General features: G+C 70.2%; 28 protein-coding genes and 1 pseudogene. 12 read left to right on the top strand and 17 right to left on the bottom strand.

Annotated elements, in window-relative coordinates; genetic code table 11:
• From ABT025_RS35865 to ABT025_RS35855, 3 genes and pseudogenes are all read right to left on the bottom strand, one after another.
• Positions 1-94 (bottom strand): annotated as a pseudogene (locus ABT025_RS35865) (electron transfer flavoprotein subunit beta); the annotation flags it as partial.
• 199 nt (positions 95-293) lie between these two features.
• Positions 294-800 (bottom strand): flavin reductase family protein, encoded by a 507-nt coding sequence (locus ABT025_RS35860; RefSeq protein ID WP_351002861.1) that lies wholly within the window; start codon positions 798-800, stop codon positions 294-296.
• A 196-nt stretch (positions 801-996) separates the two neighbouring features.
• Positions 997-1323 (bottom strand): TlpA family protein disulfide reductase, encoded by a 327-nt coding sequence (locus tag ABT025_RS35855; RefSeq protein ID WP_351002860.1) that lies wholly within the window; start codon positions 1321-1323, stop codon positions 997-999.
• 218 nt (positions 1324-1541) lie between these two features.
• Between ABT025_RS35855 and ABT025_RS35850 the strand changes: the two genes are divergently transcribed.
• Positions 1542-2264 carry a lysophospholipid acyltransferase family protein gene (locus ABT025_RS35850; protein ID WP_351002859.1) on the top strand — a complete coding sequence of 241 codons (723 nt, stop codon included), beginning with the start codon at positions 1542-1544 and terminating at the stop codon, positions 2262-2264.
• Positions 2265-2347: 83 nt separating this feature from the next.
• On the opposite strand, the gene ABT025_RS35845 is transcribed toward ABT025_RS35850, so the two are convergent.
• From ABT025_RS35845 to ABT025_RS35830, 4 genes are all read right to left on the bottom strand, one after another.
• A complete protein-coding gene (locus tag ABT025_RS35845) occupies positions 2348-2947 on the bottom strand; it encodes a transglutaminase domain-containing protein (protein ID WP_351002858.1) in 600 nt (199 codons plus the stop codon).
• Between the two features lie 72 nt (positions 2948-3019).
• Positions 3020-4102 (bottom strand): threonine aldolase family protein, encoded by a 1083-nt coding sequence (locus tag ABT025_RS35840; protein ID WP_351002857.1) that lies wholly within the window; start codon positions 4100-4102, stop codon positions 3020-3022.
• Positions 4081-4848, bottom strand: a complete 768-nt coding sequence (locus ABT025_RS35835; RefSeq protein ID WP_351002863.1) for an SDR family NAD(P)-dependent oxidoreductase — start codon at positions 4846-4848, stop codon at positions 4081-4083. The genes ABT025_RS35840 and ABT025_RS35835 overlap by 22 nt, the downstream gene beginning before the upstream one ends.
• Before the next feature lie 26 nt (positions 4849-4874).
• On the bottom strand, positions 4875-6272 hold the full coding sequence (locus ABT025_RS35830; RefSeq protein WP_351002856.1) for a DUF6421 family protein: 1398 nt from the start codon (positions 6270-6272) through the stop codon (positions 4875-4877).
• A gap of 336 nt (positions 6273-6608) precedes the next feature.
• Between ABT025_RS35830 and ABT025_RS35825 the strand changes: the two genes are divergently transcribed.
• Together ABT025_RS35825 and ABT025_RS35820 are read left to right on the top strand one after the other, a co-directional pair.
• The gene (locus ABT025_RS35825) at positions 6609-6761 is read left to right on the top strand and encodes a hypothetical protein (RefSeq protein ID WP_351002855.1); all 153 of its coding nucleotides are present in this window, start codon (positions 6609-6611) and stop codon (positions 6759-6761) included.
• 52 nt (positions 6762-6813) lie between these two features.
• The gene (locus ABT025_RS35820) at positions 6814-7497 is read left to right on the top strand and encodes a glycerophosphodiester phosphodiesterase (RefSeq protein ID WP_351002854.1); all 684 of its coding nucleotides are present in this window, start codon (positions 6814-6816) and stop codon (positions 7495-7497) included.
• Positions 7498-7545: 48 nt separating this feature from the next.
• Here the strand turns inward: ABT025_RS35820 and ABT025_RS35815 are convergent, their stop codons facing one another.
• Positions 7546-8103 carry a GNAT family N-acetyltransferase gene (locus ABT025_RS35815; RefSeq protein WP_351002853.1) on the bottom strand — a complete coding sequence of 186 codons (558 nt, stop codon included), beginning with the start codon at positions 8101-8103 and terminating at the stop codon, positions 7546-7548.
• 241 nt (positions 8104-8344) lie between these two features.
• On the opposite strand from ABT025_RS35815, the gene ABT025_RS35810 reads away from it, so the two are divergent.
• The 6 genes from ABT025_RS35810 to ABT025_RS35785 all read left to right on the top strand — a co-directional run bounded on the left by ABT025_RS35810 (position 8345) and on the right by ABT025_RS35785 (position 12176).
• Entirely contained in the window at positions 8345-8935 is a 591-nt protein-coding gene (locus tag ABT025_RS35810; RefSeq protein WP_351002852.1) for a DUF5134 domain-containing protein, read from the top strand.
• An 86-nt stretch (positions 8936-9021) separates the two neighbouring features.
• Positions 9022-9957 (top strand): M56 family metallopeptidase, encoded by a 936-nt coding sequence (locus ABT025_RS35805; protein ID WP_351002851.1) that lies wholly within the window; start codon positions 9022-9024, stop codon positions 9955-9957.
• Positions 9958-10103: 146 nt separating this feature from the next.
• The gene (locus ABT025_RS35800; protein ID WP_351002849.1) at positions 10104-10796 is read left to right on the top strand and encodes a phosphatase PAP2 family protein; all 693 of its coding nucleotides are present in this window, start codon (positions 10104-10106) and stop codon (positions 10794-10796) included.
• A gap of 46 nt (positions 10797-10842) precedes the next feature.
• Positions 10843-11544: an HAD family hydrolase gene (locus ABT025_RS35795; RefSeq protein WP_351002848.1), complete on the top strand. Its 702-nt coding sequence runs from the start codon at positions 10843-10845 to the stop codon at positions 11542-11544.
• A gap of 70 nt (positions 11545-11614) precedes the next feature.
• Entirely contained in the window at positions 11615-11794 is a 180-nt protein-coding gene (locus tag ABT025_RS35790) for a hypothetical protein (RefSeq protein WP_351002847.1), read from the top strand.
• A 157-nt stretch (positions 11795-11951) separates the two neighbouring features.
• Positions 11952-12176: a hypothetical protein gene (locus ABT025_RS35785; protein WP_266775677.1), complete on the top strand. Its 225-nt coding sequence runs from the start codon at positions 11952-11954 to the stop codon at positions 12174-12176.
• 277 nt (positions 12177-12453) lie between these two features.
• Here the strand turns inward: ABT025_RS35785 and ABT025_RS35780 are convergent, their stop codons facing one another.
• A complete protein-coding gene (locus tag ABT025_RS35780) occupies positions 12454-13944 on the bottom strand; it encodes an LVIVD repeat-containing protein (protein WP_351002846.1) in 1491 nt (496 codons plus the stop codon).
• Positions 13945-14119: 175 nt separating this feature from the next.
• Here ABT025_RS35780 and ABT025_RS35775 point away from each other — a divergent pair, with 175 nt between their 5' ends.
• Together ABT025_RS35775 and ABT025_RS35770 are read left to right on the top strand one after the other, a co-directional pair.
• Positions 14120-14788, top strand: coding sequence for a DUF305 domain-containing protein (locus ABT025_RS35775; RefSeq protein WP_502972108.1), 669 nt, complete (start codon positions 14120-14122; stop codon positions 14786-14788).
• A gap of 110 nt (positions 14789-14898) precedes the next feature.
• Positions 14899-16272: an FAD-dependent oxidoreductase gene (locus ABT025_RS35770; protein WP_351002845.1), complete on the top strand. Its 1374-nt coding sequence runs from the start codon at positions 14899-14901 to the stop codon at positions 16270-16272.
• Positions 16273-16314: 42 nt separating this feature from the next.
• Here ABT025_RS35770 and ABT025_RS35765 read toward each other — a convergent pair whose 3' ends face one another.
• Entirely contained in the window at positions 16315-16698 is a 384-nt protein-coding gene (locus ABT025_RS35765; RefSeq protein ID WP_351002844.1) for an ArsR/SmtB family transcription factor, read from the bottom strand.
• Positions 16699-16847: 149 nt separating this feature from the next.
• On the opposite strand from ABT025_RS35765, the gene ABT025_RS35760 reads away from it, so the two are divergent.
• Positions 16848-17423 (top strand): YdeI/OmpD-associated family protein, encoded by a 576-nt coding sequence (locus ABT025_RS35760; RefSeq protein ID WP_502972107.1) that lies wholly within the window; start codon positions 16848-16850, stop codon positions 17421-17423.
• A 169-nt stretch (positions 17424-17592) separates the two neighbouring features.
• Here the strand turns inward: ABT025_RS35760 and ABT025_RS35755 are convergent, their stop codons facing one another.
• The 7 genes from ABT025_RS35755 to ABT025_RS35725 form a co-directional block, all read right to left on the bottom strand.
• Positions 17593-18009, bottom strand: a complete 417-nt coding sequence (locus tag ABT025_RS35755; RefSeq protein ID WP_351002843.1) for an acyl-CoA thioesterase — start codon at positions 18007-18009, stop codon at positions 17593-17595.
• Positions 18010-18074: 65 nt separating this feature from the next.
• On the bottom strand, positions 18075-19154 hold the full coding sequence (locus ABT025_RS35750; protein ID WP_351002842.1) for an aldose epimerase family protein: 1080 nt from the start codon (positions 19152-19154) through the stop codon (positions 18075-18077).
• 102 nt (positions 19155-19256) lie between these two features.
• Positions 19257-20291, bottom strand: a complete 1035-nt coding sequence (locus ABT025_RS35745) for a LacI family DNA-binding transcriptional regulator (protein ID WP_351002841.1) — start codon at positions 20289-20291, stop codon at positions 19257-19259.
• Positions 20292-20389: 98 nt separating this feature from the next.
• Positions 20390-21433: an ABC transporter permease gene (locus ABT025_RS35740; protein WP_351002840.1), complete on the bottom strand. Its 1044-nt coding sequence runs from the start codon at positions 21431-21433 to the stop codon at positions 20390-20392.
• On the bottom strand, positions 21430-22404 hold the full coding sequence (locus ABT025_RS35735) for an ABC transporter permease (protein ID WP_351002839.1): 975 nt from the start codon (positions 22402-22404) through the stop codon (positions 21430-21432). Before ABT025_RS35735 ends, ABT025_RS35740 begins: the two co-directional genes overlap by 4 nt.
• Positions 22401-24080, bottom strand: a complete 1680-nt coding sequence (locus tag ABT025_RS35730; protein WP_351002838.1) for a sugar ABC transporter ATP-binding protein — start codon at positions 24078-24080, stop codon at positions 22401-22403. The genes ABT025_RS35735 and ABT025_RS35730 overlap by 4 nt, the downstream gene beginning before the upstream one ends.
• Positions 24081-24248: 168 nt before the next feature.
• On the bottom strand, positions 24249-25334 hold the full coding sequence (locus ABT025_RS35725; RefSeq protein WP_351002837.1) for an ABC transporter substrate-binding protein: 1086 nt from the start codon (positions 25332-25334) through the stop codon (positions 24249-24251).
• Positions 25335-25572 lie beyond the last annotated feature (238 nt).

Below are 25572 nucleotides of genomic sequence, written 5' to 3'. Positions count from 1 at the left end.
CATCCTCACGGTCCAACGTCAGGTCATCGGCGAAATGCCGGTCACCGGTCGCATCGGGCACGTACTTCACACAGACAACGATCCTCAAGCTCACGCCGGCTCTCCTACTGCATCGTCATTTCCGGGCTGCCTTGTTGCACGCAGCATAGGCGCCTGATGGGGCGATTTCCGGTCGGAGCGACCGATGCTCCGACCGTAATATTACTCGCCAGTACACCCATTGGGTGTCCATTGAGCAAGCGCTTTGCGCTGTGATCTGGCCTACGCCCGGCGCCCTGGTGCCGCGGCGGATCTCAGTCTCGCAGAGCCGTGAACCTGCCCTGGTGATAGACGAGCGGCCTGCCGCCGCCGGCCGGGTCGCCGACGACCGCCTGCGCGATCACGATCCGGTGGTCCCCCGCCGGGATCCGCGCCACGACCCGGCAGACGAGCCAGGCGAGCACGCCGTCCAGCACCGGGACACCTTCCGGTCCGCTGCGCCAATCGGTGGACGGACCGAAGCGGTCGGCGCCGCTGCGGGCGAAGGTGGCGGCCAGCTCCCGCTGATGATCGCCGAGTATGTGGACGCCGATGTGCTCGGACTCCGCGACGACCGGCCAGCTGGAGGACGACGTGCCCACGCCGAAGGAGATGAGCGGCGGATCGGCGGCGACGGAGTTGAGTGAGGTGGCGGTGAAACCCACCGGCCGGTCACCGGCGGCGGTGATCACGGCGACACCGGCGGCGTGTTGCCGGAACACGGAGCGCAGGAGGTCCGGGGATGCCGTCCGGGGAGTGCCGGTCTCGGGTGATGCCGTCATGGAGATGTCCTTCTGCGCGTCGGATGTGCGGGGCCGTGGATGCTCAGGCATCCGGACAGCGCGCACTCGCGTGGCGGGCGAGGTCGATGTGGACCCGTCCGTGGAGAAGGAGTTCTGGCGGCATAGCGTCAGAGTGACGATGTGTGGTGCGTGCAGTCAAGAGCGTCCCACAAGGTGGGAGAAGCATCACGGTCCGTCACATCGCCAGCCCCAGCGCGGCGACGACGTCGGCGGTGCGCGGCTGCCCGACTGCCCGGCGGACGACCAGGCCGGAGGCGTCGAGGACCAGGACGGTCGGGGTCCGGCTGATGCCGAGCGCGCGCACAAGAGTGAGATGCGCCTCGGCGTCGATCTCCACATGCGCGACGCCGTCGACCATGCCGGCCACCTCCGTGAGGGTGCGACGGGTGGCCCGGCAGGGCTGACAGAACGCGCTGGAGAACTGGACGAGCGTGGCCCTCTTCCCCAATTCCACGCCGAGTTGGGCTGCGTCGAGCCTGTCCGCATGTGTCCGCTCGCCCATCTTCCGCCTCCTGTCAGAGCTCTACGCAAAAGGTCAGCACCCGCGGCAGCCTGGGCATTCCCCACCGTTCCACGTGACGAGAATCTCGCGCCCCACGCCCGCCGAGACTGGCCACCACGACGCGTATGGGGCACGATCGGCCCAATGCCGAAAACCTACGGCTGCGTAACTTCCGCCGGGAGAACCCTCCCCAGGCGCTGAAGAAGGGTCTTCTCCAGATGGCAGAACTCGTCTATCGGCCGGTCATCGGCGCCGCTCGTACCTTTTTCAAGGCGCTCGACCTGAAGATCGACACTCAGGGTTCGGAGCACATCCCGAAGACCGGTGGCGCGGTTCTGGTAAGCAACCACATCAGTTATCTGGACTTCATCTTCACCGGGCTCGCCGCGTTGCCGCAGAAGCGCCTGGTGCGGTTCATGGCCAAGGAATCGGTGTTCCGGCACAAGATCTCGGGGCCCTTGATGCGCGGCATGAAGCACATCCCGGTCGACCGCAAGCAGGGCGAGGAGGCGTACGAGCACGCGCTGGCCTCCCTGCGTTCCGGTGAGATCGTCGGAGTGTTCCCCGAGGCGACGATCTCGGAGTCCTTCACCCTGAAGAGCTTCAAGTCGGGTGCGGCGCGCCTGGCCCAGGAAGCCGGCGTGCCGCTCATCCCGATGGCGCTGTGGGGTACCCAGCGCGTGTGGACAAAGGGCCGCCCGCGCAACTTCAAGCGCAGCCACATCCCGGTCACCATCCGGGTGGGTGAGCCCGTGGAGGCCCCCACCGACCAGTACGCGGGCGCGATCACCCGCCGGCTGCGGGAGCGCGTGCAGGAGCTGCTCGAGGCGGCCCAGCGCGCCTACCCGGTGCGCCCGAAGGACGCGAGTGACACCTGGTGGGTGCCCTCGCACCTCGGGGGTACGGCTCCGACGGCCGCCGAGGTCCGCGAGCGCAGCTGACAGAGCTCCGCGGGGCCGCGGCTGAAACGTCACTCCGGCGTACGGACACGGCCCCTGCGGAGTCCGGCGCCGGCCGCTCGCGGTCAGAGCTCCGTGGGCAGCAGGCGCCAGAGCTCCGACCGGTCGTCGGCCGTCCGCAGGGCACGCAGAACCTCCGGATGCGGTGCCGCGTAGAGCATGGGGTAGTCCACCTCGTCGAACTCCGGCCGGACGGGCCAGGCCAGCCGCTCCCCGTCCAGCGAGAACCGGGCGTCCACGCCCGGCCGGTTGCCCCGCGGATCCTGTCGGTCCCAGCGCGCCCGGCCGGGAAGCCGCAGTGCGATCAGGCCGTGGAGCACCCCGGGGTCTCCGTCGTCGTTCGCGAGCCCCTGATAGCAGAGGGCCGCGGGGATACCTTCCGCGCGCAGCAGCGCGGCCAGGGCGTGCGCTTTCGCGTGGCAGATGCCGTTACGGGTGTCGAGGACGTCCGAGGCGCGCCAGGCAACCCGCATGTCACCCGAGTCGACGGAGTGGACGACGGTGTCGCGTACGAAGCAGAACGCCGCCTCTGCGTATGAGTATGCGTCCGTCGACTCGGAACGCAACCGTGCGGCCACCTCGCGCACCAGCGGGTGTTCATGGTCGATCGCGTCGTCGACGGCCAGATACGCAGAGATTTCCGAGACCTGCTGTACGAGCTCCATGGCCGCAGAGCATAAGGAAGCGGCCGACCGGAAGTCAATGACTTTCCGGTCGGCCGCATAGTCATGCACTGGCTACTGGGCAGCCATTTCTTCCTTGAGGGCGAGGACGAACGCGTCGACATCGTCCTCGGTGGTGTCGAAGGCGCACATCCAGCGCACGTCGCCCGCCTTCTCGTCCCAGAAGTAGAACCGGAAGCGCTTCTGCAGCCGCTCGCTCACGGCGTGCGGCAGCCGCGCGAACACGGCGTTGGCCTGGACGGGGTAGAGGATCTCCACGCCGCCCACCGCCCTGACGCCCTCGGCGAGGCGCTGGGCCATGCTGTTGGCGTGCCGGGCGTTGCGCAGCCACAGGTCGCCCGCGAGCAGCGCCTCCAGCTGTACCGACACGAAGCGCATCTTGGAGGCGAGCTGCATCGACAGCTTCCGCAGATGCTTCATGGCCCGGACGGCGTCCGGGTTCAGCACCACGACGGCCTCGCCGAAGATGGCCCCGTTCTTCGTCCCGCCGAAGGAGAGCACGTCGACGCCGACGGTGTTGGTGAACGTACGCATCGGTACGTCCAGGGAGGCCGCGGCATTGGCTATCCGGGCACCGTCGAGGTGGACCTTCATGCCGTGCCCGTGCGCGTGCTCGCAGATGGCCCGGATCTCGTCGGGCGTGTAGACCGTGCCCAGCTCGGTGTTCTGGGTGATCGAGACGACCTGGGGCATGGCGCGGTGCTCGTCGTCCCAGCCGTACGCCTGCCGGTCGATGAGCTCCGGTGTGAGCTTGCCGTCCTCGGTGGGCACGGTGAGCAGCTTCAGCCCGCCGACCCGTTCCGGCGCGCCGCCCTCGTCCACGTTGATGTGGGCGGACTCGGCGCAGATGACGGCACCCCAACGGTCGGTCATCGCCTGGAGCGAGACCACGTTGGCACCGGTTCCGTTGAAGACCGGAAAGGCCTCGGCGGTGGGGCCGAAGTGGCTGTGCATCACGCGCTGGAGGTGACCGGTGTAGTCGTCCTCGCCGTAGGCGATCTGATGACCGCCGTTGGCGAGGGCGAGGGCCGCGAGGATCTCCGGGTGGGTCCCCGCGTAGTTGTCACTGGCGAATCCGCGTACCTGCGGGTCGTGATGACGACGCGCGTCGGTCCTTACGGTTGCGGGGTCAGCCACAGGCGCTTTCCGTTCACTTCCGGGGCGGGCCGGTCCCAGACGCCGGCGATGGCATCGGCCAGCTCCTTGACGTCGGTGAAGCCCGCGAACTTCGCATTCGGGCGCTCGGCGCGCATCGCGTCGTGCACCAGTGCCTTCACGACCAGGATGGCAGCCGCGCTCTGCGGCCCCTGATCGCCCCCCGCCTTGCGGAAGGCGTCCGCGAGAGCGAGGGTCCAGGCCTCGGCCGCGGCCTTCGACGCCGCGTAGGCGGCGTTGCCCGCGGTGGGGTTGCTCGCACCGGCCGCGCTGATCAGCAGATAGCGGCCGCGGTCGCTGCGCTGCAGACCGTCCTGGAAGGCCAGCGAGGTGCTCTGGACCGTGCGGATCAGCAGCTTCTCCAGCAACGTCCAGTCGGCGAGGTCGGTCTCGGCGAAGCTCGAACTGCCGCGCCAGCCCCCCACGAGGTGGACCAGGCCGTCGATCCGGCCGAATTCCTTCTCCGTCTTGGCCGCCCATTCACGGGCGGCACCGAGGTCGAGCAGGTCCACGGTGTCACCTGTGACGGTGGCGCCGCCGTGGGCGTAGCGGGCCGCGTCCACGGCCTCGGCGAGCCGGGTGGCGTTCGCATCCGAGGCGACGACGACGGCGCCCGCCTCGGCCAGGCGGAGCAGTGCGGCGCGGCCTGCCGGGCCGGCCGCGCCCGCAACCGCGACGACAGCGCCTTCGAGGGCACCGCTCCCGCTGCCCTTGCCGTTTCCGTTCATGGCCACCGCCTCCTCATGACGTGCGCTCACGCGGCCGCCTGCCCGGCGTCCGCGGCGGTGATCCCCTTGGTGGAGGCGATCACGTTCTTCAGTTTCTTGGAGAGCGCCTCATAGAACATGCTCAGGGGAAACTCGTCCGGAAGCACGTCGTCGACGAGCTTGCGGGGCGGCTGGGAGAGGTCCAGTGCATCGGGACCCTTGGCCCAGCGCGATCCGGGGTGCGGCGCGAGATACGTGGCGACCAGGTCGTACGCGGCGAACCAGTGGACCAGCTTGGGGCGGTCGATGCCGTCCCGGTACAGCTTCTCGATCTCGGCGCAGAGCTGGTTGGTGACCTGCGGGGCCCGCTCCCAGTCGATCTTCAGGGTGTTGTCCGTCCAGCGCACGACGTCGTGCTTGTGGAGGTACGCGAAGAGCAGCTGGCCGCCGAGACCGTCGTAGTTGCGGACACGCTCGCCGGTGACGGGGAAGCGGAACATCCGGTCGAACAGCACGGCGTACTGCACGTCACGGCCGTGGGCGTTGCCCTCGGACTCCAGCTTCACGGCCTCCTTGAAGGCGGTGAGGTCGCAGCGCAGCTCCTCGAGCCCGTACATCCAGAACGGCTGGCGCTGCTTGATCATGAACGGGTCGAACGGCAGGTCGCCGTGGCTGTGGGTGCGGTCGTGGACCATGTCCCAGAGCACGAAGGCCTGCTCACAGCGCTGCTGGTCGCCGACCATCTCGCGGATGTCCTCGGGCAGCTCGACCCCCAGGAGCTCGACAGAGGCCTCTGTGACGCGGCGGAAGCGGGCGGCCTCGCGGTCGCAGAAGATACCGCCCCAGCTGAAGCGCTCGGGGGCCTCGCGCACGGCGATGGTCTCGGGGAAGAGCACCGCGGAGTTGGTGTCGTACCCGGAGGTGAAGTCCTCGAAGGTGATGCCGCAGAACAACGGGTTGTCGTAGCGGGTCGCCTCCAGGTCGGCGAGCCACTCGGGCCAGACCATCCGGAGCACGACCGCTTCGAGGTTGCGGTCGGGATTGCCGTTCTGCGTGTACATCGCGAAGACCACGAGGTGCTGGAGCCCGTCGGCCCGGCCCTTGGCGGGCTGGAACGCCAGCAGCGAGTCGAGGAAGTCCGGGACGCCGAATCCTTCGGCGGCCCAGCGACGCAGGTCCATGACAAGGGCGCGGTGATAGGCAACATCGTGCGGGAGCAGCGGTGAGAGCTGCTCGACCGCGACGGCCACCCGCTCCACGGCAGCCTCGGCCGCCGCCGGGGCGGGCGCGCCCTCGGCGTCGAAGTCGATGGAGCCGTCCTTCGACTGCCAGGGACGGATCTCCTCCACGGCACTCTTGAGCGCGGGCCAGGCCGGGTGCTCGACCACCCGCTGGGCGGAAGCTATGTCGCCGGCGGCGACGTCGTGCACAAGAATTTCCGTCATAACACTTCCTCCACGGGAGAACCTCGCGTCAAGCAACCGTATCTGTGTGCGGTTCCCCGAGACAAGTGGGGGCCTGAAAATTATCCGGCCCACCCCCATGGTCACCGCGATTTTTCCTGTCATCCAGCGCCTCGACGAATTCTTCCGTGCGCGGGATAGCTCCCACAGCGGAGCTGCGGCCGGGAGCGGCACGCACAAGCCACATCCCTTCGCACGCCCGTCCGGCAACCCGGCGCAGGACACGCTCACGCATGAGTGACACAGCTCGCGGCGGGCGGGCCCCTGCCGGTATGACGGACGGCGTCCCCCCTCGTACGCATTCGGGAGAAGCCGCGCGTGAGCATCCGTGCCGTCCTGGTCGCCGCCGTCATCACCGGATTCCTGCTCGGCACCGCCGACGTCCAGGGACACGGGGCCACTCCCCCGCGCACGACCGGCCCCCACTCCGCGACGGAGCACCGGGCGCCCGGATCCACGGTCATGCCGTAGCGCCGCGTGGGTAGGCACACAGGGAGAAGCCGTCGACGGAAGCGAGAGTCCCTTGTCTTTTCTCACCATCGGTCATCGCGGGGTGATGGGTGTCGAGCCGGAGAACACGCTGCGGTCGTTCGTCCACGCCGAGCAGGCCGGGATGGACCTCATCGAACTGGACCTTCATCTGAGCAAGGACGGCGCCCTCGCTGTCATGCACGACGCCGAGGTGGACCGGACGACCGACGGCAAGGGCCCGATCGCCGAGAAGACCCTGTCAGAACTGCGCGAACTCGATGCCGGACAGGGAGAGCGGGTGCCGGTCTTCGAGGAGGTCCTCGACGCCGTGCGCTCCCCGTTGCAGGCCGAGATCAAGGACGTGGCCGCCGCCCGCACACTGGCCGAGGTGATGCGGCGGCGCGATCTCGTCGACCGCGTCGAAGTGATCTCGTTCCACGACGAGGCGATCGCCGAGATCGCCCAGCTGGTGCCGGGGGTGCGGACCGCCCTCGTGGCCAGCCGCTGGGGCAACGACCTGGTGGACCGTGCGAAGGCGGTGGGCGCCACTCGGCTGGTCCTCAACGTCCGGCGCATCACGCTGGAACTGGTCGAGAGGGCCCACGCCGACGGCCTGACGGTGGTCGGCTGGGTGGTCAACACCCAGGACCACCTGCGGCTGGCCCGCGGGCTCGGGCTCGACGGCGCGACCACCGACTTCCCGGAGATCCGCCGCGCGGGCCGCTTCACCGCCTAGCCGCCCGCGAGCTTTGGGCCATCGCGTACCCGGCCCGCGAGCCTCGCGTCAGTGCTCGGGCAGGTCCTTGACCAGCAGTTCGAAGGCGAGGTCGTCGCGCTGCGGGATACCGAAGCGCTCGTCGCCGTACGGGAACGGGCTCAGCTGTCCCGTACGGCGATAGCCGCGGCGCTCGTACCAGGCGATCAGGTCGTCACGCACGGAGATCACCGTCATGTGCATCTCGCGCGCCCCCCAGCTCTCCCGGACGGTGCGCTCCGCCTCGGCGATGATCACCTTGCCGAGCCCCGAGCCCTGGAGCGAGGGGCGGACCGCGAACATTCCGAAGTAGGCCGCCTCACCCCGGTGTTCGAGCTGGCAACAGGCGACAGGCTCGCCGTCACGTTCCACCACGAGCAGTCGGCTGCCGGGGGCCTCCACCACGTCGCGCACTCCCTGCGGGTCGGTGCGCTGCCCCTGCAGGATGTCCGCCTCGGTGGTCCACCCCGCGCGGCTGGAGTCGCCACGGTACGCGGACTGGATCAGCTCCACGAGCGCGGGCACGTCCGCGTCGGTCGCGTCGCGGAAGGTCGGCTGACCCGAGTTGCGGGGCGGGGCGGTGTCCATGGTGAGGCTCTCCGTTTCTCTGCTGTCGCCGTGCGGCAGCAGCGTAACTCCCGAGTGCCGGTCCAGGGGCGGGCACCGGTCTGTGCGCCGAGCAGCCGGAACCCGTCGGGCCGGCACCTCGGCGCCGCGATTCACCACCGCCGCGCGCTCCCCCTTTACCCCAGTGCGCCGCGTACGGCCGTCCCGCCGCGGGCATCGACTGGACAACGGCGATGTCGTTCGCCCAGGGGGAGGTTCCGCTGTGCACGGACCTGCGATGTCCGGCTGGCTGCTGATGGCGTTGTGCGCGGTGACGGGCGTGTACTGCCTGCTGCGGGCCCGCAGCGGGAGCGGTGAGGAACGCAGGACGGCACGGGCGGAGGCGCTGATGGGCTTCGGTATGGCCGCGATGGCGGTGCCGGCCGCCGTCGTCGCACCGCCCGCGTGGGGATGGGCGTCGTACACCGTGCTGTTCGGCGTCGCCGCGTTGCGCGCTCTCTGGTTCTCGCGCCGCAGCGGTCACCATCTGCACCACCTGGTCGGCTCGTCGGCGATGGTCTACATGTCTGTCGTGATGGCGCGGTCCGGCGGGGCGGGACACGGCGGTCACGCGTCGCACGCCATGGCCGCCGCAGGGGGCCTTCCCCTGCTGACCGGGCTGCTCCTCGCCTACTACGCCGCGTACGTGCTGCGCTCCGGCGCCCGGCTCATCCCGGTACCGGCGACGACGGCCGGGGGCGGGGCCATGGCCGGCGGCCCGCCGTCGGGCGGCTGGGGGGCGCGGCCGGAGCTGGCGCTGGCCTGCCGGCTGACCATGGGGATAGCCATGTTCGCCATGCTGCTCACCCTGTGAGACAGGGGGACCCGCAAACCGTGGCGTACGTCACTTGCTGAGCGCAGCCATACCCGCGCATGCCATGCCACTCATAGGCTGACGCCATGTTGGTCTCCCTCGCGCTGCTGCTGCTCGGTGCACTGGCCGCTGTCGTGACCCCGCGTCTGATGGCGCGGGCCGAATGGCCGGAGCGCGAGCCCGTGGTGGCGCTGTGGGTCTGGCAGTGCGTGGTGGCCGGTGTGCTGCTGTCGTTCGGGCTGTCCATGACGTTCAGTGCTGCGGCAGCCTGGCAGGCGGTACGCGGCCAGATGTTCGCACCCGCCCCGCACGCCGTCGTCGAGGCCTACGCACTCGCGGCCTACGGACCGTGGTCGGCCGTGATGGCCGTGCTCCTGGCCCTCGGTGGTGTGTGGACGGCCGTGATGCTGACCCGCGAGATCCGCCGCGTGCGCCTGGAGCGCCGGCGTCGCCGGGCCGAACTCCTGGTGCGTTCACCGCTGCTGCCCGGCGAGGTGCCGGGCAGCGGTCGGCTGGTCGTTCTGGAAGGGGAACGCCCCGACGCCTGGTGGCTGCCCGGCACGGCGCCCCGGCTCGTCATCACCACCGCCGCGCTGGGGCGGTTGAAGGGCCGTCAGCTCGACGCGGTGCTCGCACATGAGCAGGGGCACGCGAACGCGCGCCACGACTGGCTGCTCAACTGCTCGGGGGCGCTGGCATCCGGGTTTCCGCAGGTTCCGGTGTTCGCGGCGTTCCGCGGCGAGATGCACCGGCTCGTCGAACTGGCCGCCGACGACATGGCTTCCCGGCGCTTCGGCCGGCTGACCATCGCACTGGCCCTGGTCGAACTCAACGAGGACCGCGGAGTGTTCGGTCCCTGCCCGACGCCGGATGCGCAGATGCCGCTTCGAGTGAACCGGCTGTTGTCGCCTGCCGGCCGGCTGACGGCCGGCCGTCGGCTGCGGCTGACCGCGGCTGCCACACTCCTGCCGGCGATCCCGCTCCTCGTGGCGTTCGTCCCGGCGCTCAGCGCACTGAGGTAGGGCGGCCCCGGACGCCGGCCACGCCGGGGCAGGCGGTCTCAGATCCCACGGGCGGGCGACTCGGCAGCAGCCCGCCACAGCACACGCCGAACGGTCCCGCCGCGCCGGGATGGCCACACGCCCCGCCGGTCGGCAAGGATCCCCTTATGCACTCCCCGCCCCTCTCCCCCTCACACCGCACCCGTACGCCCCCTCCGCCACCGTGGGCGGGAATCGTCTGCGGGATCCTCGCCATGGCGCTGCTGGGCCTGGTCGCCGCACGGTGGTCCCCCTTGATGCGCCTGGACCGTGACATCGCCGAAGCCCTGCACCGGCGGGCGGTGACGGAGCCCGGCCTCGTCCATGTGAACCGGGTGCTCACGGACTGGCTGTGGGATCCCTGGACGATGCGCGCGCTGATCGCCGTCGCCGTGGTCGTCCTGTGGCTGCGCGGGGCCCGGGTGCTCGCGGCCTGGGTGGCGGTGACGAGTCTGGTCTCCAGCCTTCTCCAGCAGGGCATCAAGGCCGCCGTCGGCCGGGAGCGGCCCCGATGGCCCGACCCGGTGGACTCCGCCCACTACGCGGCGTTCCCCTCCGGACACGCGATGACGGCCATGGTCAGCTGCTGTCTGCTGCTGTGGCTCCTGCACCGGTCCGGCGCCCGCCCCTGGATCCGGCGGACGGCCCTGGCCGCTGCGGGAGTCTCGGTGCTCGGCGTGGGTCTGACCCGGCTCTACCTGGGCGTGCACTGGCCGTCCGACGTACTGGGCGGGTGGCTGCTGGGAGCCGCACTGACCGCCTTCGCGGTAGCCGGATACGAACGGTTCGCCTCCCGCTGTCGCGCGGACGAGGATGGCTGAGCAGGCATCCTTGCCCTGCCCACACTGCGTCGACGAGGATCGGGCCATGCCGATCAAGGGTGCGCTCTTCGACTTCTCCGGGACGCTGTTCCGGATCGAATCCGTCCGTTCCTGGCTCGCCGCGACCCTCGCCGAACGGCAGGTGAGCGTGGACGATGCCGACTTCGAGCGGTACGTACGGGAACTGGAGGCCTCCGGCGCACTGCCGGGCGGCCCCCCGCCGCAGCGGGTACCGGGAAGACTGGCGTCGGCCTGGGCCTCCCGCGACGAGAGCGCGCACCGGCACCGTGAGGCGTACACCGGCCTGGCCCGCCAGGTGGAGCTGCCGGATCCGGGGCTGTACGACGCCCTGTACGACCGGCACCGGACTCCGGCCGCCTGGCGCCCGTATCCGGACGCCGAGGAGGTGCTCGCCTCCCTGCGCGACCGGGGCATCGCGATCGGTGTGGTCAGCAACATCGGGTGGGACCTGAGGCCGGTCTTCCGGGCGCACGGCCTGGACGCCTATGTGGAGGCGTATGTGCTGTCCTTCGAGCACGGCATCCAGAAGCCGGACGCACGCCTCTTCCACACGGCCTGCACACTTCTGGGACAGGATCCGACCGATGTGGTGATGGTCGGCGACGACCGGCGCGCGGACGGCGGGGCGTCCGCACTGGGCTGCGAGGTGCGGTTCGTGCAGCATGCGCCGGTGGACGAGCGGCCCGACGGACTGCGGGAGCTCGGACTGGCCCCCGGGGTTGCCTGACAGACATGTGAGAGATGTCCCTGACGCGCAATGGGTCGGATTGTCACATCGGGGCCTTAGCCTGGTAGCTATGCCCCCGACTCCGTGCCCGTCCGGTTCCGTGCGTTCCGCCGCAATGGTGAATGAAGACATTCGCGACCTGTGGCAGCGCTCGGGCGGACACCTGTCTTCGGAGGACGAGGAGGAGTACCAGCGACTGCTGGTCGAGTGGGCCGCGGCCACCGGCGGCAGCGCCAGGTCCGCCGCCTGAGACGTCCGCGCCGCCTGAGACGTCCGCGCCGTCTGCGCCGTCTGCGCCGTCTGCGGCACAACGGCCGGCGCAGGCCCGGTTCGCCCGCCTGATCTGCTGCGGAGCCGTGTTTACGGTTCGCTGTGCGGCGGCAGTCGGCACGCCGCACCCTGGAGGCATGACTTCTCCGCCGATCGTGATATTCCGGCCGTCCCCCTCCGGCGGGCGGCGCGTCACCGTGCAGCGCGACGGGCGGGTCCAGATTCTCGGTCTCGCACACTCGGATCACGATGTGATCGTGTTCCTGGAGGGTGCGGGGCTGGACGACCCCGAGCGGATCCTGGACAGCCCCGAGTGGGTCGAATGGCGGGGCGGCCGGGCGCACCGGTACGAGGCCGCCTGAAACGTCTGATTCCGGCGATCCCCTGCGCCGCCGGAACCAGCCGGTCACCCCGGCCGGCCGCGCCGGCCAGGAACCGCGCGACGGACTGCGTACATCAGTCGGCCGGTGCGGGGGTACAGCATGTCCCGGCGTGGCGGATCGGTCAATGAACGCACACGCGGCACGAAGCCGGTCCCGCCGGGCAGAGACCCGGGCGGGACCGGCTGTACGGTCCGGCGGTCAGCCGGCCGCCGGGTTCAGCGGCCGGTGACCGGTGGCCCCGGCGGACTCAGAAGGTTCAGCGGTCGAAGTAGTCGGGCTGCGTCTGGACATTGAGCTCGTCCGTCCGCACCCGCTTCGCCGGGTCCGTCCGCCGGTCGTCGATCTTCAGGACGTCGAAGCCCTTGGCTATGTCATTGGAGTAGATGTAGCCGTTGTAGTAGTACGCCGACCACGGACCGGCCGTGGTCACCTCGTCGGTACTGACGGGACCGCGCTCGAAGAAGCCGATCTCCTTCGGGTGGGACGAGTCGGTGAAGTCCCACACCGAGACACCGCCCTGGTACCAGGCCTGGACCATCAGGTCGCGGCCCTTGACCGGAATGATCGAACCGTTGTGGGCGACACAGACCTCGGTGTCGGCCTGCGGGCGGTCGATCTTGAAGTAGCTGCGGAACACGAGCTTGCGGTGGTCGCCCTTGCCCACGATGTCGTAGATGCCGTCCGCGCCGCGCTTCGGGCCGATCTCCTCGTTGCAGGTGGCCGCGCCGCCGCCGCCGAGCTCGTCGGTGAAGACGACCTTGTCCGCCCGCTGGTTGAACGTCGCGGAGTGCCAGAACGCGAAGTTCACGTTGTCCTGCACCCGGTCGATGATCTTCGGGTTCTCCGGGTCCTTGATGGAGAACAGCAGGCCGTCACCCATGCAGGCACCGGCGGCCAGGTCCTTGGACGGCAGCACGGTGATGTCGTGGCAGCCCGTGGTCTTGGAGACGCCCGGGTTGGTGGGACCGCCCGGGTTCCCGCCGTCCGGGAAGAGGACCGGGAAGTTCACGATGCGGGCCTCTTCGGGTGCCTTGCGCGGCACCTTGATGACGGATATCCCGTCGTGCGGCGGCTGGCAGTCCGGGAACGTCGTGTTCGGCGAGTACGAGGAGACGTACACGTAGACGTTGTTGCGTTCCGGAACCAGCGTGTGGGTGTGCGATCCGCACGCGGTCTCGACGGCGGCGACGTACTTCGGGTTGCGCTTGTCGCTGATGTCGAAGACCTTCATGCCCTCCCAGGAGGACTTCTCCGTGGCGGGCTGGGTGGTGCTGGAGCACGAGTTGTCACTGCGCGAGGAGTCCGTGGACAGGAACAGCAGGTTCCCGGAGACGGAGATGTCGTTCTGCGATCCCGGACACAGCACCTGGGCGACCGTGCGCGGCGCCTTCGGATTGCTGATGTCGAAGATCCGGAAGCCGTCGTAGTTTCCGGCGAAGGCGTACTTCCCCTGGAAGGCCAGGTCCGTGTTCAGCCCCTGGAGTGCGTCCTTGGGGACATTGGCGAGGTGGGTGATGTTCCGGCTGTGGACGATCTCGTCCACTCCCGGCACCTCACCGCTCGCGATCGCCGCGGCCGCCTCCGCCTGCCGGCTCGCCGAGACGTCGGTTCGGCTCGTGGCCGCGTCACCGGGGTCGGGTGTCGCGGCCGCGGGACCGGCCATAAGCAGAGTGGCGAAGAGCCCGGCGGCGGCCGCCGCCACGCCCAGACGTCTGCGCCGCACCGGGATGGTGTGCAACGAGGTCACTGCGTCCTCCCATGGATCCGTATGTAGTTGACCGGTTCACGGACTCCGGCAGTATCGTCCTTGCCATGGGCATCTCAACAGATGGCAACAGAGACGTAATGAAAGTTTTTGATCAATGCTGTGCGTTGACGTGCTAGGACAGAGCGCAATCACTCCTACTCCAACGGAGGTCGCTTTGTTGATAAGCCGTCAGACCCTGCGGTTCCGTGGATTCGCCCTCGGTGCGGCCGTCGCGGCAGCCGTGCTCACCTCGGCCGGCTGCGACACGGGCAGTGGTGACAGCGGCTCGAAGTCCGCGACCCACGTGGCCGGTTCGGTCGTGGCGCCCGGGAAGCCCGGCGAGCCCGCACGGACACTCTCCCCTTCGGAGGCCGTCAAGGAGGCCGGGGTGGACACTCCCAACTCGGCGGACGTCCGGTATGTGCAGCTCATGATCCAACACCACGCACAGGCACTGGAGTTGACGGGGCTCGTTCCCACCCGCTCGCGCTCGGCCACGGTCAAGAGGCTCGCCGAACGCATCACCGCCGCCCAGCAGCCCGAGATCGGGGCGATGGAGGGGTGGCTCAGCCGCCACGGCAGGTCCGGGCAGTCGGGCAAGCACGACCACGGTGCGATGCCGGGCATGGCGACGGCCGGCCAGCTGGAGGAGCTCAGGGCCGCGAAGGGGACGGCCTTCGACCAGTTGTTCCTCAAGCTGATGATCACGCACCACCAGGGGGCGGTCACCATGGCGACCGACGTCCTCTCGGAAGGGAACAACGTGCAGGTCGAGGAGATGGCCGGTGACGTCGTGGCCCAGCAGACCACCGAGATCAACCGGATGCGCGCTCTCTCCTCCTGAGAGCTGACGGACCCTGACGCCCATACGTTCCCCGAGAGCACGGGGCGCGCCTCTCCCCCGCCTGGCCCGCCGGTGCGATGCTGGAGACACCCTCAGGGAAGAGGTGCCCCGTGCTTCGTGTCGCCGTCGTCGGCTCAGGCCCCAGCGGGGTCTACACCGCCCAGGCCCTGGTGGCCCAGACCCTGGTGCCCGATGTGAGGGTGCATGTCCTGGACCGGCTGCCCTGTCCGTACGGACTCGTGCGGTACGGCGTCGCACCGGACCACGAGAAGATCAAGTCGCTGCAGCAGAGCCTGCGGGCCGTCCTGGAGCACGAGCGCGTCACGTTCATCGGCAATGTCGGCGTGGGCGGGGACGGAGTGCCGCCCGGGCGGCTGGCCGGGCTCTATGACGCGGTCGTCTACTGCGTCGGAGCGGCCACAGACCGCCCGCTGGGCATCCCCGGCGAGGAGCTGCCCGGCAGTCACTCGGCGACCGAGTTCGTCTCCTGGTACAGCGCCCACCCGGATACGGCCGCCGGCCGCTTCGCGCTGCGCGCCCGTTCGGCCGTCGTGATCGGCGTCGGCAATGTGGCGGTCGACGTCGCGCGGATCCTCGCACGGGGTGCCGACGAGCTGCGGCCCACCGATGTGCCGCAGCCCGCGCTCGGCGTGCTGGCGGAGAGCCGGGTGCGCGAGGTGCACACGGCGGGCAGGCGGGGGCCCTCCCAGGCGCGGTTCACCACCAAGGAGCTCCGCGAGCTCGGCGCGCTGCCCGGGGCCCGGATGGTCGTGGATCCCGCGGAGCTCGCCCTGGACCCGGCGTACAGCGGCACGGCACCGGGCTCCCCGCCGCTGCCGGCGCTGGTGCGGCGCAACCTCGACGTGCTGCGCGGATGGGCTCGTGAGGCACCCAGGGCCGGCGACAACCGGCCCAGGACCATCGGGCTGCGGTTCTTCCTGCGCCCGGTCGAGCTACTGGAGCGCGACGGCCGGGTCGCCGGAGTCCGGTTCGCCCGTACGGCCCCGGACGGCAACGGCGGGGTGCGCGACACCGGTACGTACGAGGAGATCGGCGCCGAGCTCGTCCTGCGGGCGGTCGGCTACCGGGGCATGCCGCTCCCCGGGCTTCCGTTCGACGCGGTGCACGGGACGGTCCCCCACCGGTCCGGACGGGTGCTGCGGGACGGGGTGGCGTCGCCCGGGGAGTACGTCGCGGGGTGGATCAAGCGCGGCCCCTCCGGTGTCATCGGGTCGAACCGCTCGTGCGCGAAGGAGACCGTCGCGTCGCTGATCGAGGACGCGCCCCTGCTCGTGGGGCGTGCGCCGGATACGGATCCGCTTGCCGTGCTCCGGTCCTGGGGGCTGCGGCCGGTGGAGTGGGACGGCTGGCTGTCGATCGAGCGGGCGGAGGCGACCCTGGGGCGCTCGCTCGGGCGGGGGTCGGTGAAGATCCCGGACTGGCCGGGGTTGCTGGGGGCGGCTGGCGGCGGCGGTCCGGTGTGACGGACGGGCGCGGAGACCGGCGCCCGGAGCAGCCCTAGATCGTCAGCCCGCCCCGAGGCGGTCCGCCTGGAGGTTCGCCGCTTCGAGCACGCGGTCGAGCAGCCCGGGGAAGAGCGCCTCCAGGTCCTCGCGCCTGAGGCCGTTCATCTTGGCCGTCCCGCGGTAGATCTGCTGGACGATGCCGCTCTCGCGGAGCACCCGGAAGTGGTGCGTGCTGGTGGACTTGGTCACCGGGAGGTCGAACCGGGAGCAGGTGAGCTCGTCGTCGGCGGCAGCCAGTTCGCGGACCACACAGAGACGTACCGGGTCCGACAGTGCGTGCAGGACCGACTCGAGTCTGATCTCGCCCCGCGCGGGATGGGCCAGCGTGCGGGCGCCGACTGCCGGGGCGGTGCCGGCCGGGACGGTGGCGCTGGCAGGGGTCACGGTCGCTCCGCATCGTCGCTTCGTCCGGGGCTCACCATGATACGAGCCCCGTCGTAGTTCGACGAATGAGGACAGAATCCGACCTGTTGGACGAATAGCGTGGTGTGAACACCGGGCACGGGCCCGGCCCCCTCAGGAGGCGCAGTCGGATGACGGACACCCCGGAGAGCGCACGTCCCTTCGCGCGGATCGCCGAGCTCGAATCATGGCTGGAGCGGCACCACGCCGACCGGACCGGGCTCTGGTTGAAGATCGCCAAGCGCAACTCCGGCGTGGAGTCGGTGAGTGCTGCCGAAGTCATCGATTCCGTACTGTGTTTCGGCTGGATCGACGGGCAGCGCAAGTCCTTCGACGAGGTGTACTACCTCCAGCGGATCACGCCCCGCCGCCGCCGGAGCGCGTGGTCGCTGATCAACGTGGAGAAGGTCGAGGCGCTGACCGAGGCCGGGCGGATGCGCGCGGCGGGCCTCGCCGAGGTCGAGGCGGCACGGTCGGACGGGCGGTGGGCGGCGGCGTACCCCTCGCAGAGCAGGGCCACCGTCCCGGCCGACCTCGCCGCGGCCCTGGAGGCGGACGAGCCGGCGAGGCTCTTCTACGAGCAGCTCAGCAGGTCGGACCGCTATCTGGTGCTCATGCGCCTCATGACGGCGACGAGCCCCGAAGTCAGGACGGCCCGCCTGAAGAGGGCCGTGGCCTCTCTGGCGGCGGGCCGGAAGGTCCGCTGACGTCCAAGGGCGTCCCGTAGTCCCTGGCGGGCGCACGACGACAACTACGGCACCTCGCCGCGTTGCCGGAACGCCGAATACATCCAGTACTTGGACGCCCCTCCGCCTTGCGATGCACCGCATCCGACGCCGCACGCTGATCCACCACGGACTACGGGACGGCCCTCAGTCAGCCGCTCAGCAGATCCGGCTCCTTGGCGAGCGAGGCGAGCCGGCCGGCCGGATCGGCGACCAGTCTGCGGGTCGTCAGGTCGAGGATGCCGGCCAGGCCCGTGATCTCGGCCGCCACCGTGCCGTCCTCCTTGAGGATCTGCTGGGCGATCGTGAACGTCTTTCCCTGCCCGTAGTCGAACCGGCAAGTGACCCGCACCCGTTCCCCGCCCCGGAGCTCCCTGCGGAACTTGACCGTGACCTCCAGCGCGACGGGCCCCACTCCGTCGGCCAGCAGCTTCTCCTGGGGCAGTCCGGCGGCCCGCAGCAGTTCCCAGCGCGCGTGCTCGGCGTACTGGAGGTACACGGCCTGGTTCAGATGTCCCTGAGTATCGAGCTCGTAGCCCCGGACGGTCACGTCCACAGAAAAGGTCATGGACATCGAAACAGCCTGAACCATTCCCGCATTCCCGCACCGGCCCGCCCGGGTGGCGCGTCGGTTCAGTCCGTCGCCGCGGCGAGGTGCGGGAACCTCAGCTCGGTGCGGCTGGAGAAGACGCCGTCGGGGCGCAGGACGGTGCCGGGGTGGTCGGGCCGGTTGGGTGAGTCGGGCAGGTGCTGGGTCTCCAGACAGACGGCGCTGTGGCGTTCGTGACGCCCGCCGTCGGGGGCGGCCAGGGTGCCGTCCAACTGGTTGGCGGTGTAGACCTGGATGCCCGGTTCGGTGGTCCACACCTCCATGATCCGCTCGGCGCCGGGGGCGGTGAGCCTGGCTGCCCGGCGCAGGCCGGCCGGTGTGCCGGAACCGTCGAGGATCCAGCAGTGGTCGAAGCCGCCGGCTCGGCGCAGTTGCTCGTCCGGGAGCGCGATCCGCTCTCCGATGCCGTGCGGGGCGGTGAGGTCGAACGGGGTGTCGTGCACCGCCTCGGCGGGGCCTTCCGGGATGCCCTCGTCGTCGACGGGAAGGTAGCTTCCGGCGTCCACCTGGAGCGTGTGCCCGCGGATGTCGCCCTGCGCGGCGAGGTCGAAGTAGGCGTGGTTGGTGAGGTTGACGACCGTGGGCCGGTCCGTGGTGGCGGTGTAGTCGAGGGCGAGGGTGCCCGCCGTGTCGAGGGTGTACGTCACGGCGACGTCCAGCGCGCCGGGGAAGCCCATGTCGCCGTCGGGGCTGTGCAGGGTGAGCCGGAGCGTCGCGGCCGTGTGGGTGGCCTCACCGGCGGCTTGCCAGACGCGGGTGTGGAAGCCGTCCGGCCCGCCGTGAAGGGCGTGGCCCCGGTCGGTGGCCGGGATCCGGTACGCCACCCCGTCGAGGACGAAGCGGCCCTGCGCGATGCGGTTGGCGAAGCGTCCGATGAGGGCGCCGAAGAACGGGTTCCTGCCCGTGTAGTCGTCGAGGGAGACCAGCGACCGCACCACCGACGCGGGCGCGCCCGCGGTGTCCGGCACGGTGAGACGGTGCAGGATGCCGCCGTAGGTGAGAATCTCGGCCCGGACCCCGGTTCCGGAGTCGAGCGTCCAGACATCGACGTCCGTGGGCCCGTGGGCGCCGAACGGTGTGCGGTTCACGGTGGGGCGAGGCATCAGAGATCCTTGGGACGAACGGACGGCCGGGCGGGGCGAGGACGACGGGCCCTGAAGAAGTCGCCGGACTCCCCTTGCGGGAAAGGAAGTCCGGCGCCGGTTCTACGGTCCGGCGGGCTCGACGAGCGGCCGGGGAACGGTGGATTCGCGGACGACGAGCCGGTATCCGGGCCGGGGGCGCCGGGGTTCGGACACCGGCTTTCCGGAGAGGCGCTCGACGAGGCTGTCGACGGCCAGCCGGGCGATGGCCTCCTTGTCCGGGGCCACCGTGGTGAGCGTGGTGGCCCCGTAGAGGCTCTCCTCGATGTTGTCGAACCCGACGACGGCCACGTCCTCGGGGATGCGCAGCCCCCGTTCGGAGAGGGTGCGCATCGCCCCGATGGCGATGAGGTCGTTGTACGCGAACACGGCGTCGGGCCGTTCCCCGCGGTCCAGGAGGGCGGCCATGCCGGCGGCCCCGTCCTCGCGGCCGTAGCCGTCGGTGACCACGACGAGGGACTCGTCTGCCTCGATGCCCGCGGCGGCGAGCTCCTCCCGCCAGCCACGCAGCCGCAGATGGGCCGGCTGGCGCTCCCGGCCGGTGCGCGAGCCGAGGAAGGCGATCCGGCGGTGGCCGTGGTCGATGAGGTGGCGCACGGCCTCGCGGGACGCCGCCACGTTGTCGATGGCGATGTGGTCGTAAGGGGCTTCGTACTCGCGCTCCCCGAGCAGCACCAGGGGCGCGGTCTCGGTGCGTGCCATCAGGTCCTCGGTCTCCAGGTGGATCGGGCTGAGGATGAGGCCGTCGATCACATGGGAGCGGAATCCCTGACTGACCAGGAGCTCCTTCTCCCGCAGTCCGCCGGTGTGGTCGACCAGCACGGTGTAGTCGTGCCGGGCGGCCGCGTCGACGACCTCTCCGGCCAGCTCCGCGAAGTACGGGTTGCCGAACTCGGGGACGGCGAGGGCGATGATGCCGGTGCGGCCCTTGCGCAGATGGCGTGCGGTGAGGTTCGGCCGGTAGCCGAGCTCGTCGATGGCCTGCTGCACCTTGGCCCGCATCTTCGGTGTGACGTGCTGATAGTTGTTCACCACGTTCGACACGGTCTTGATGGACACGCCCGCCCGTTGCGCAACGTCCTTGAGGCTGACGCCCACGGCACTCCCTGAATCGACTTGTCGCGCGTTGACGCGCGGTGGCCCGGCTCTGCCGGTTCGGCTCGAACGGTGCCGGGGCCTGCGGCCCCGGCACCGGATCAGGTGGTTCTGCGGCTGCGCGCCAGATAGCGCTGGGCCACGACGACAACGATAAGGAACCCTCCGCTGACGACCGACTGGTACGAGGAGTTCAGCGAGCCGATCTGGTTGATCAGATTCTGGATGACGGCGAGCAGCAGTACACCCCAGAGCGTGCCGCTGATCGATCCCGCGCCGCCGATCAGGAGGGTGCCCCCGATGACGACGGCGGAGATCGCGTCGAGCTCCATGCCCACGCCGACGATGGTGACGCCGGAGGAGAGCCTGGCGGCGTTGAGTGCGCCGGCGAGGCCGGCGAGGAGCCCGCTGAGCGTGTAGACGAGGATCTTGGTACGGGCGACGGGCAGGCCCATCAGCGTGGCCGCGTCGCTGCTGCCGCCGACCGCGAAGAGCGTCTGCCCGAACGAGGTGCGCTGGAGGAGCAGTCCGCCGATGCCGAACAGCGCCAGGGCGATCAGGATGGGATAGCCGAAGCCCCACACGCTGCCCTGTCCGAGCTCGGCGAAGGCGGAGCCCTTGGGGACGAGATAGGTGGTGGCGCCCTCGTCCGTGATCGCGAGGAGCAGTCCGCGCGCCCCGAGCAGGGTGGCGAGCGTGACGATGAAGGGTGCCATCCCGGCGCGGGCCACGAGGAAGCCGTTGAGCAGTCCGATCGCAGCGCACACCAGGAGCGGCACGAACAGGGCGGCCAGGAAGCCCCATTGGGAGGCCCAGGCGGCGAGTACACCGCCCAGGGCGAAGACGGAGCCGACGGACAGGTCGATGCCGCCGGTGATGATGACCATGGTCATGCCGAGTGCCACCACTGCCAGGAACGAGGCCTGGATGGTCACGCCGCGGGCGTTGTCCAGCGTGGCGAACGTCGGGTAGATGAACGACGCGACGATCACCACCGTGAGCAGGACCGCGAGCACGCCCTGGCGCTGGAGGAGTTCGGCGATCCGCTGCCCGGCCACGGGGCGGACCGCGCCGTCGCCGGCCGCTGTCGGGGTCTTGCGCGGTGCACGGGCCTGGGCCACGGGTGCGGGTGAGGTTTCGTTCATCGGGACCGACGCTCCCGGGCGACGTAGACGGCGGCGATGATGATGGCCGCCTGGGCGATCTGTGCGGTGGAGTCGGGCAGGTCGTGCTTGACGAGGGTGGCGCGCAGCAGTTGCATCAGCAGGGCGCCGGCGACCGTGCCGAGAACCCGGATGGATCCGCCGTTGAGCGGGGTGCCCCCGACGACGACCGCCGTGATGGCGGAGAGTTCCATGAGGGTGCCGAGCGAAGACGGGTCACTTGCGGTGAGCCGGGCCGTGGCGAGGATGCCGGCCAGGGCCGCCAGGACCCCGCAGAGCACGTACACACCGATGAGCACGCGCCGTACGGGGAGTCCGGCGAGGGCGGCCGCCGACCGGTTTCCGCCGATGGCGACGACCTGGCGGCCGAAGGTGGTGCGCTGGACCAGGAACGCGACGGCGACCGCGAGGACGGCGGCGATGAGCACGACCAGCGGGATGCCGAGGAAGGAACCGGTGCCGAGCGACAGCAGGTCGGGGTTGACGATCTGCTTGAGCTGACCGTCCGCCAGGACGAGGGCCAGACCCCGGCCGCCGACGAACAGGGCGAGGGTGGCGACGATCGGCTGCAGCCCGACGAGGGAGACCAGTGAGCCGTTGACCGCTCCGACGACGGCGCCTGCCAGCAGTGCCATGACGAGGGCGGGCACCAGTCCGTACCCGAGGTACAGCGGCAGCAGCGCGGTGGCCAGTGCCATGGTCGAACCGACGGAGAGGTCGACGCCCTCGGTGCCGATCACGAGCGCCATGCCGAGGGCGACGATGACGATGGGGGCGACCTGCACCAGTTGGGTGCGGAGGTTGTCCGCGGTCATGAAGTGCTCGGTGAACAGGGCGTTGAAGAGGAGGACGACCGCGACGGCGAGGTAGACGCCGTACTCCTGGTACCAGGCGGGGTCGCGCAGCCGGGCGAGCGGCCGGGCTGCGGGGGTGGTGAGTGCGGCCTGGGTCATCGGGGGTCCTCCTTGGCGGCCGGGGCCTTGCCTGTGGGCGCCGGTGAGTGGTCGGCGAGGACTTCGAGCAGATGGCTCTCCGCCACTTCGTCGCCCGCCAGTTCGCCCGCGACCGCGCCGCCGCGCAGGACGACGATGCGGTCGGCGCCCTCGATGAGTTCCTCGATGTCGGAGGAGATGAGCAGGACGGCGAGGCCCTCGCGGGCGAGGTCGTCGATGAGGCTCTGGACCTCGGCCTTGGCACCGACGTCGATGCCGCGGGTGGGTTCGTCGAGCAGCAGGACCTTGGGCTCCAGGCAGAGCCAGCGGGCCAGCAGGACCTTCTGCTGGTTGCCTCCGGAGAGCTCGCCGACCTTCTGCTCGGGGCTCGCGGCCTTGATCCGCAGCCGCTTCATGAAGATGTCGACGATGCGGTCCTGCTTGGCGCGGGAGACGATGCCGGCACGGGAGAGGCGCGGCATCGCGGCCAGCACGATGTTCTCGCGGACCGAGAGGCCGGGCACGATGCCTTCGGCCTTGCGGTCCTCGGGCAGCAGGCTGATGCCTGCCCGGATGGCACCGGCGGAGGTGAGGCGGCGCAGGGTGCGGCCGCCGATGCTCAGTTCGCCGGAGTCCAGGCTCAGTGCGCCTGCCAGGGCCTTCGCGGTCTCGCTACGGCCGGAACCGAGGAGTCCGCCGAGGCCGAGCACCTCACCCGCGTACAGCGACAGGGATATGTCGTGGAGCTGGTGGTCGCGGGAGAGGCCGGTCGCGGTGAGCACGGGGGTGCGGGAGGCGTCGTGGCCCTCGGAGCCGAAGTTGGTGAGGCCGGAGCGCCGGACCTCGGCCATGTCGCGGCCGAGCATCATCGAGACGAGCTGCATGCGGTCGAGGTCGGCGAGGTCGCCGGTGTGGATGTGGCGGCCGTCGCGGAGCACGGTGACGCGGTCGCAGATCCGGTAGAGCTCGTCCATGCGGTGGCTGACGTAGAGCACGGCGATGCCACGTGCGCGCAGGTCCTCGATGACCCGGAAGAGGGTCTCGACCTCACGCGGCTCCAGCGATGAGGTGGGCTCGTCCATGATGACGACCTGGGCGTTGACCGAGACGGCGCGGGCCAGCGCGACCATCTGCTGAGTGCCGATGCCGAGGGTGTGCAGGGGCCTCTTCGGGTCGACGCGCACGCCGAAGCCGTCGAGCAGTTCGGTCGTCTCGCGGTGCATCCGCGCGAAGTCGATCAGGCCGAGCCGGTTCTTGGGCTCGCGGCCGAGGAAGATGTTGCGCGCCACGCTCATCAGCGGGACGAGGTTCACCTCCTGGTAGATCGTGGAGATGCCTGCCTGCTGTGCCTCGAACGGCCGGGCGAAGGCGATCTGGTCACCGGCCAGCCGCAGTTCGCCCTCATCGGGCCGGTAGACGCCGGTCAGCACCTTGATCAGGGTGGACTTCCCGGCACCGTTCTCCCCCACGAGCGCGTGGGTCTCCCCGGCGCGCAGGGAGAAGGAGACGTCGTCGAGGGCGACGACGCCGGGGAATCGCTTGCTCACCGAGCGGGCTTCGAGGACGGCCGCGGCAGACGTGGAGTCCGGCCGGGCGCCGGGCCCGGCGGCCGGTCGCGTGTCGGCGGCCGGGACGGATGCCTCCTTCGCGTCGGCGGCCGGCTGCGGCGGCTGCGGTACTGCTTCGGGTGGTGCCATGGCTGTTCTTGGCCTTCCGCTCTTCCAAGGGTGTGGGCCCGGGGCCGCCGTGACGGGTGGCAGCGTCACGGCGGCAGGGGGTCCGGCAGATCCGGTACGGGCCGGGGCCGCGTACGGATCAGTACGCGGCCGGCGGCCGGCCATCCGGGCAGGTGGGGCCGGTCTCGGTCAGAACGCGCCGCCGAGCGAGGCCTTGGCGTTGGACTCGTCGTAGGCGCGGTCGGTGATGATGACGTTCTCCGGGATCTCCTCGCCGCCGTAGAACTTCTGGGCGGTCGCGAAGGCCAGCGGGCCGAAGCGCGGGTTCGACTCGATGACGGCGTTGTACTCGCCGTTGACCAGGGCCTGGACGGCGTTGCGCGTGCCGTCGACGGAGACGATCTTGACGTCCTTGCCGGGCTTCTTGCCGGCGGCCTTCAGTGCGGTGACGGCACCGAGCCCCATCTCGTCGTTCTCCGCGTAGACGGCGGTGATGTCGGGCTTGGACTGGATCAGTTGCTCCATGACCTGCTGGCCCTTGTCCCGGGCGAACTCACCGGTCTGCTGGGCGACGATCTCCAGGCCGGGGGCCTCGGCCTTGAGCTGGTCGACGAAGCCCTTGGTGCGGTCGGTCGTGACGTTGTTGCCCGAGGCGCCGAGGAGGATGGCGACCTTGCCCTTGCCGCCGGTCGTCTTGATCATCGCGTCCGCGGCGCGCTTGCCCTGCTCGACGAAGTCGGAGCCGAGGAAGGCCACGTAGTCCTTGCAGGCGGTGGAGTTGACCTTGCGGTCGATGGTGAGGACCGGGACCTTCTTGGCGGCGGCAGCCTTCAGTGCCGGCTCCAGGCCGTCGGAGTTCAGCGGGGCGACGATGAGGAACTGGGCGCCCTGGGACAGCATGTCCTGGATGTCACTGATCTGCTTGGACAACTGCGACTGGGCGTTGGTGGTGAGCAGCTTCTTGACGCCGACCTTCTTGGCCTCGTCCTTGATGGACTGGGTCTCGGCGATCCGGAAGGGGTTGGCCTCCTTCTCCGACTGGGAGAATCCGACCACTGCGTTCTTCAGGTCCAGCTTCGGCGCACCGTAGGTCTGCAGCGAGCAGCCTGAACCGGAAGAGGACTCCGGGGTCTTGGCCGCCTGGGCGCCCTGGCTGCTGTCGGTGGTCGCGGTGTCCGAGGTCTCCGACTTGGAGCAGCCGGAGGCGGCCAGCGTGGCGGTGGCGGCGAGGAGGCAGGCCACGGCGAGGGTTCGGGTTCGGCGCTGGATCATCATGCGCGGGAGCTCCTTGGCGGGATGACGGCACGCCGATGGGCGTGCGGTCGGGCATGGCTGGACGATGCATCGGCTGCCGCTCGGCGGCTGATGTCACTGCATTCCTCACGACCCCGCTAAGGGCTGTCCCGTAATCCGTGGTTGATCAGCGCGCGGCGTCGGATGCGGTGCATCGCAAGGCGGAGGAGCGTCCGCATACTGGATGTATTCGGACGTTCCGACAACGCGGCGAGGTGCC

Source organism: Streptomyces sp. NPDC002809 (assembly GCF_040295435.1).
GTDB lineage: Bacteria > Actinomycetota > Actinomycetes > Streptomycetales > Streptomycetaceae > Streptomyces.
This window is presented reverse-complemented; position numbering and strand designations above follow the sequence as displayed.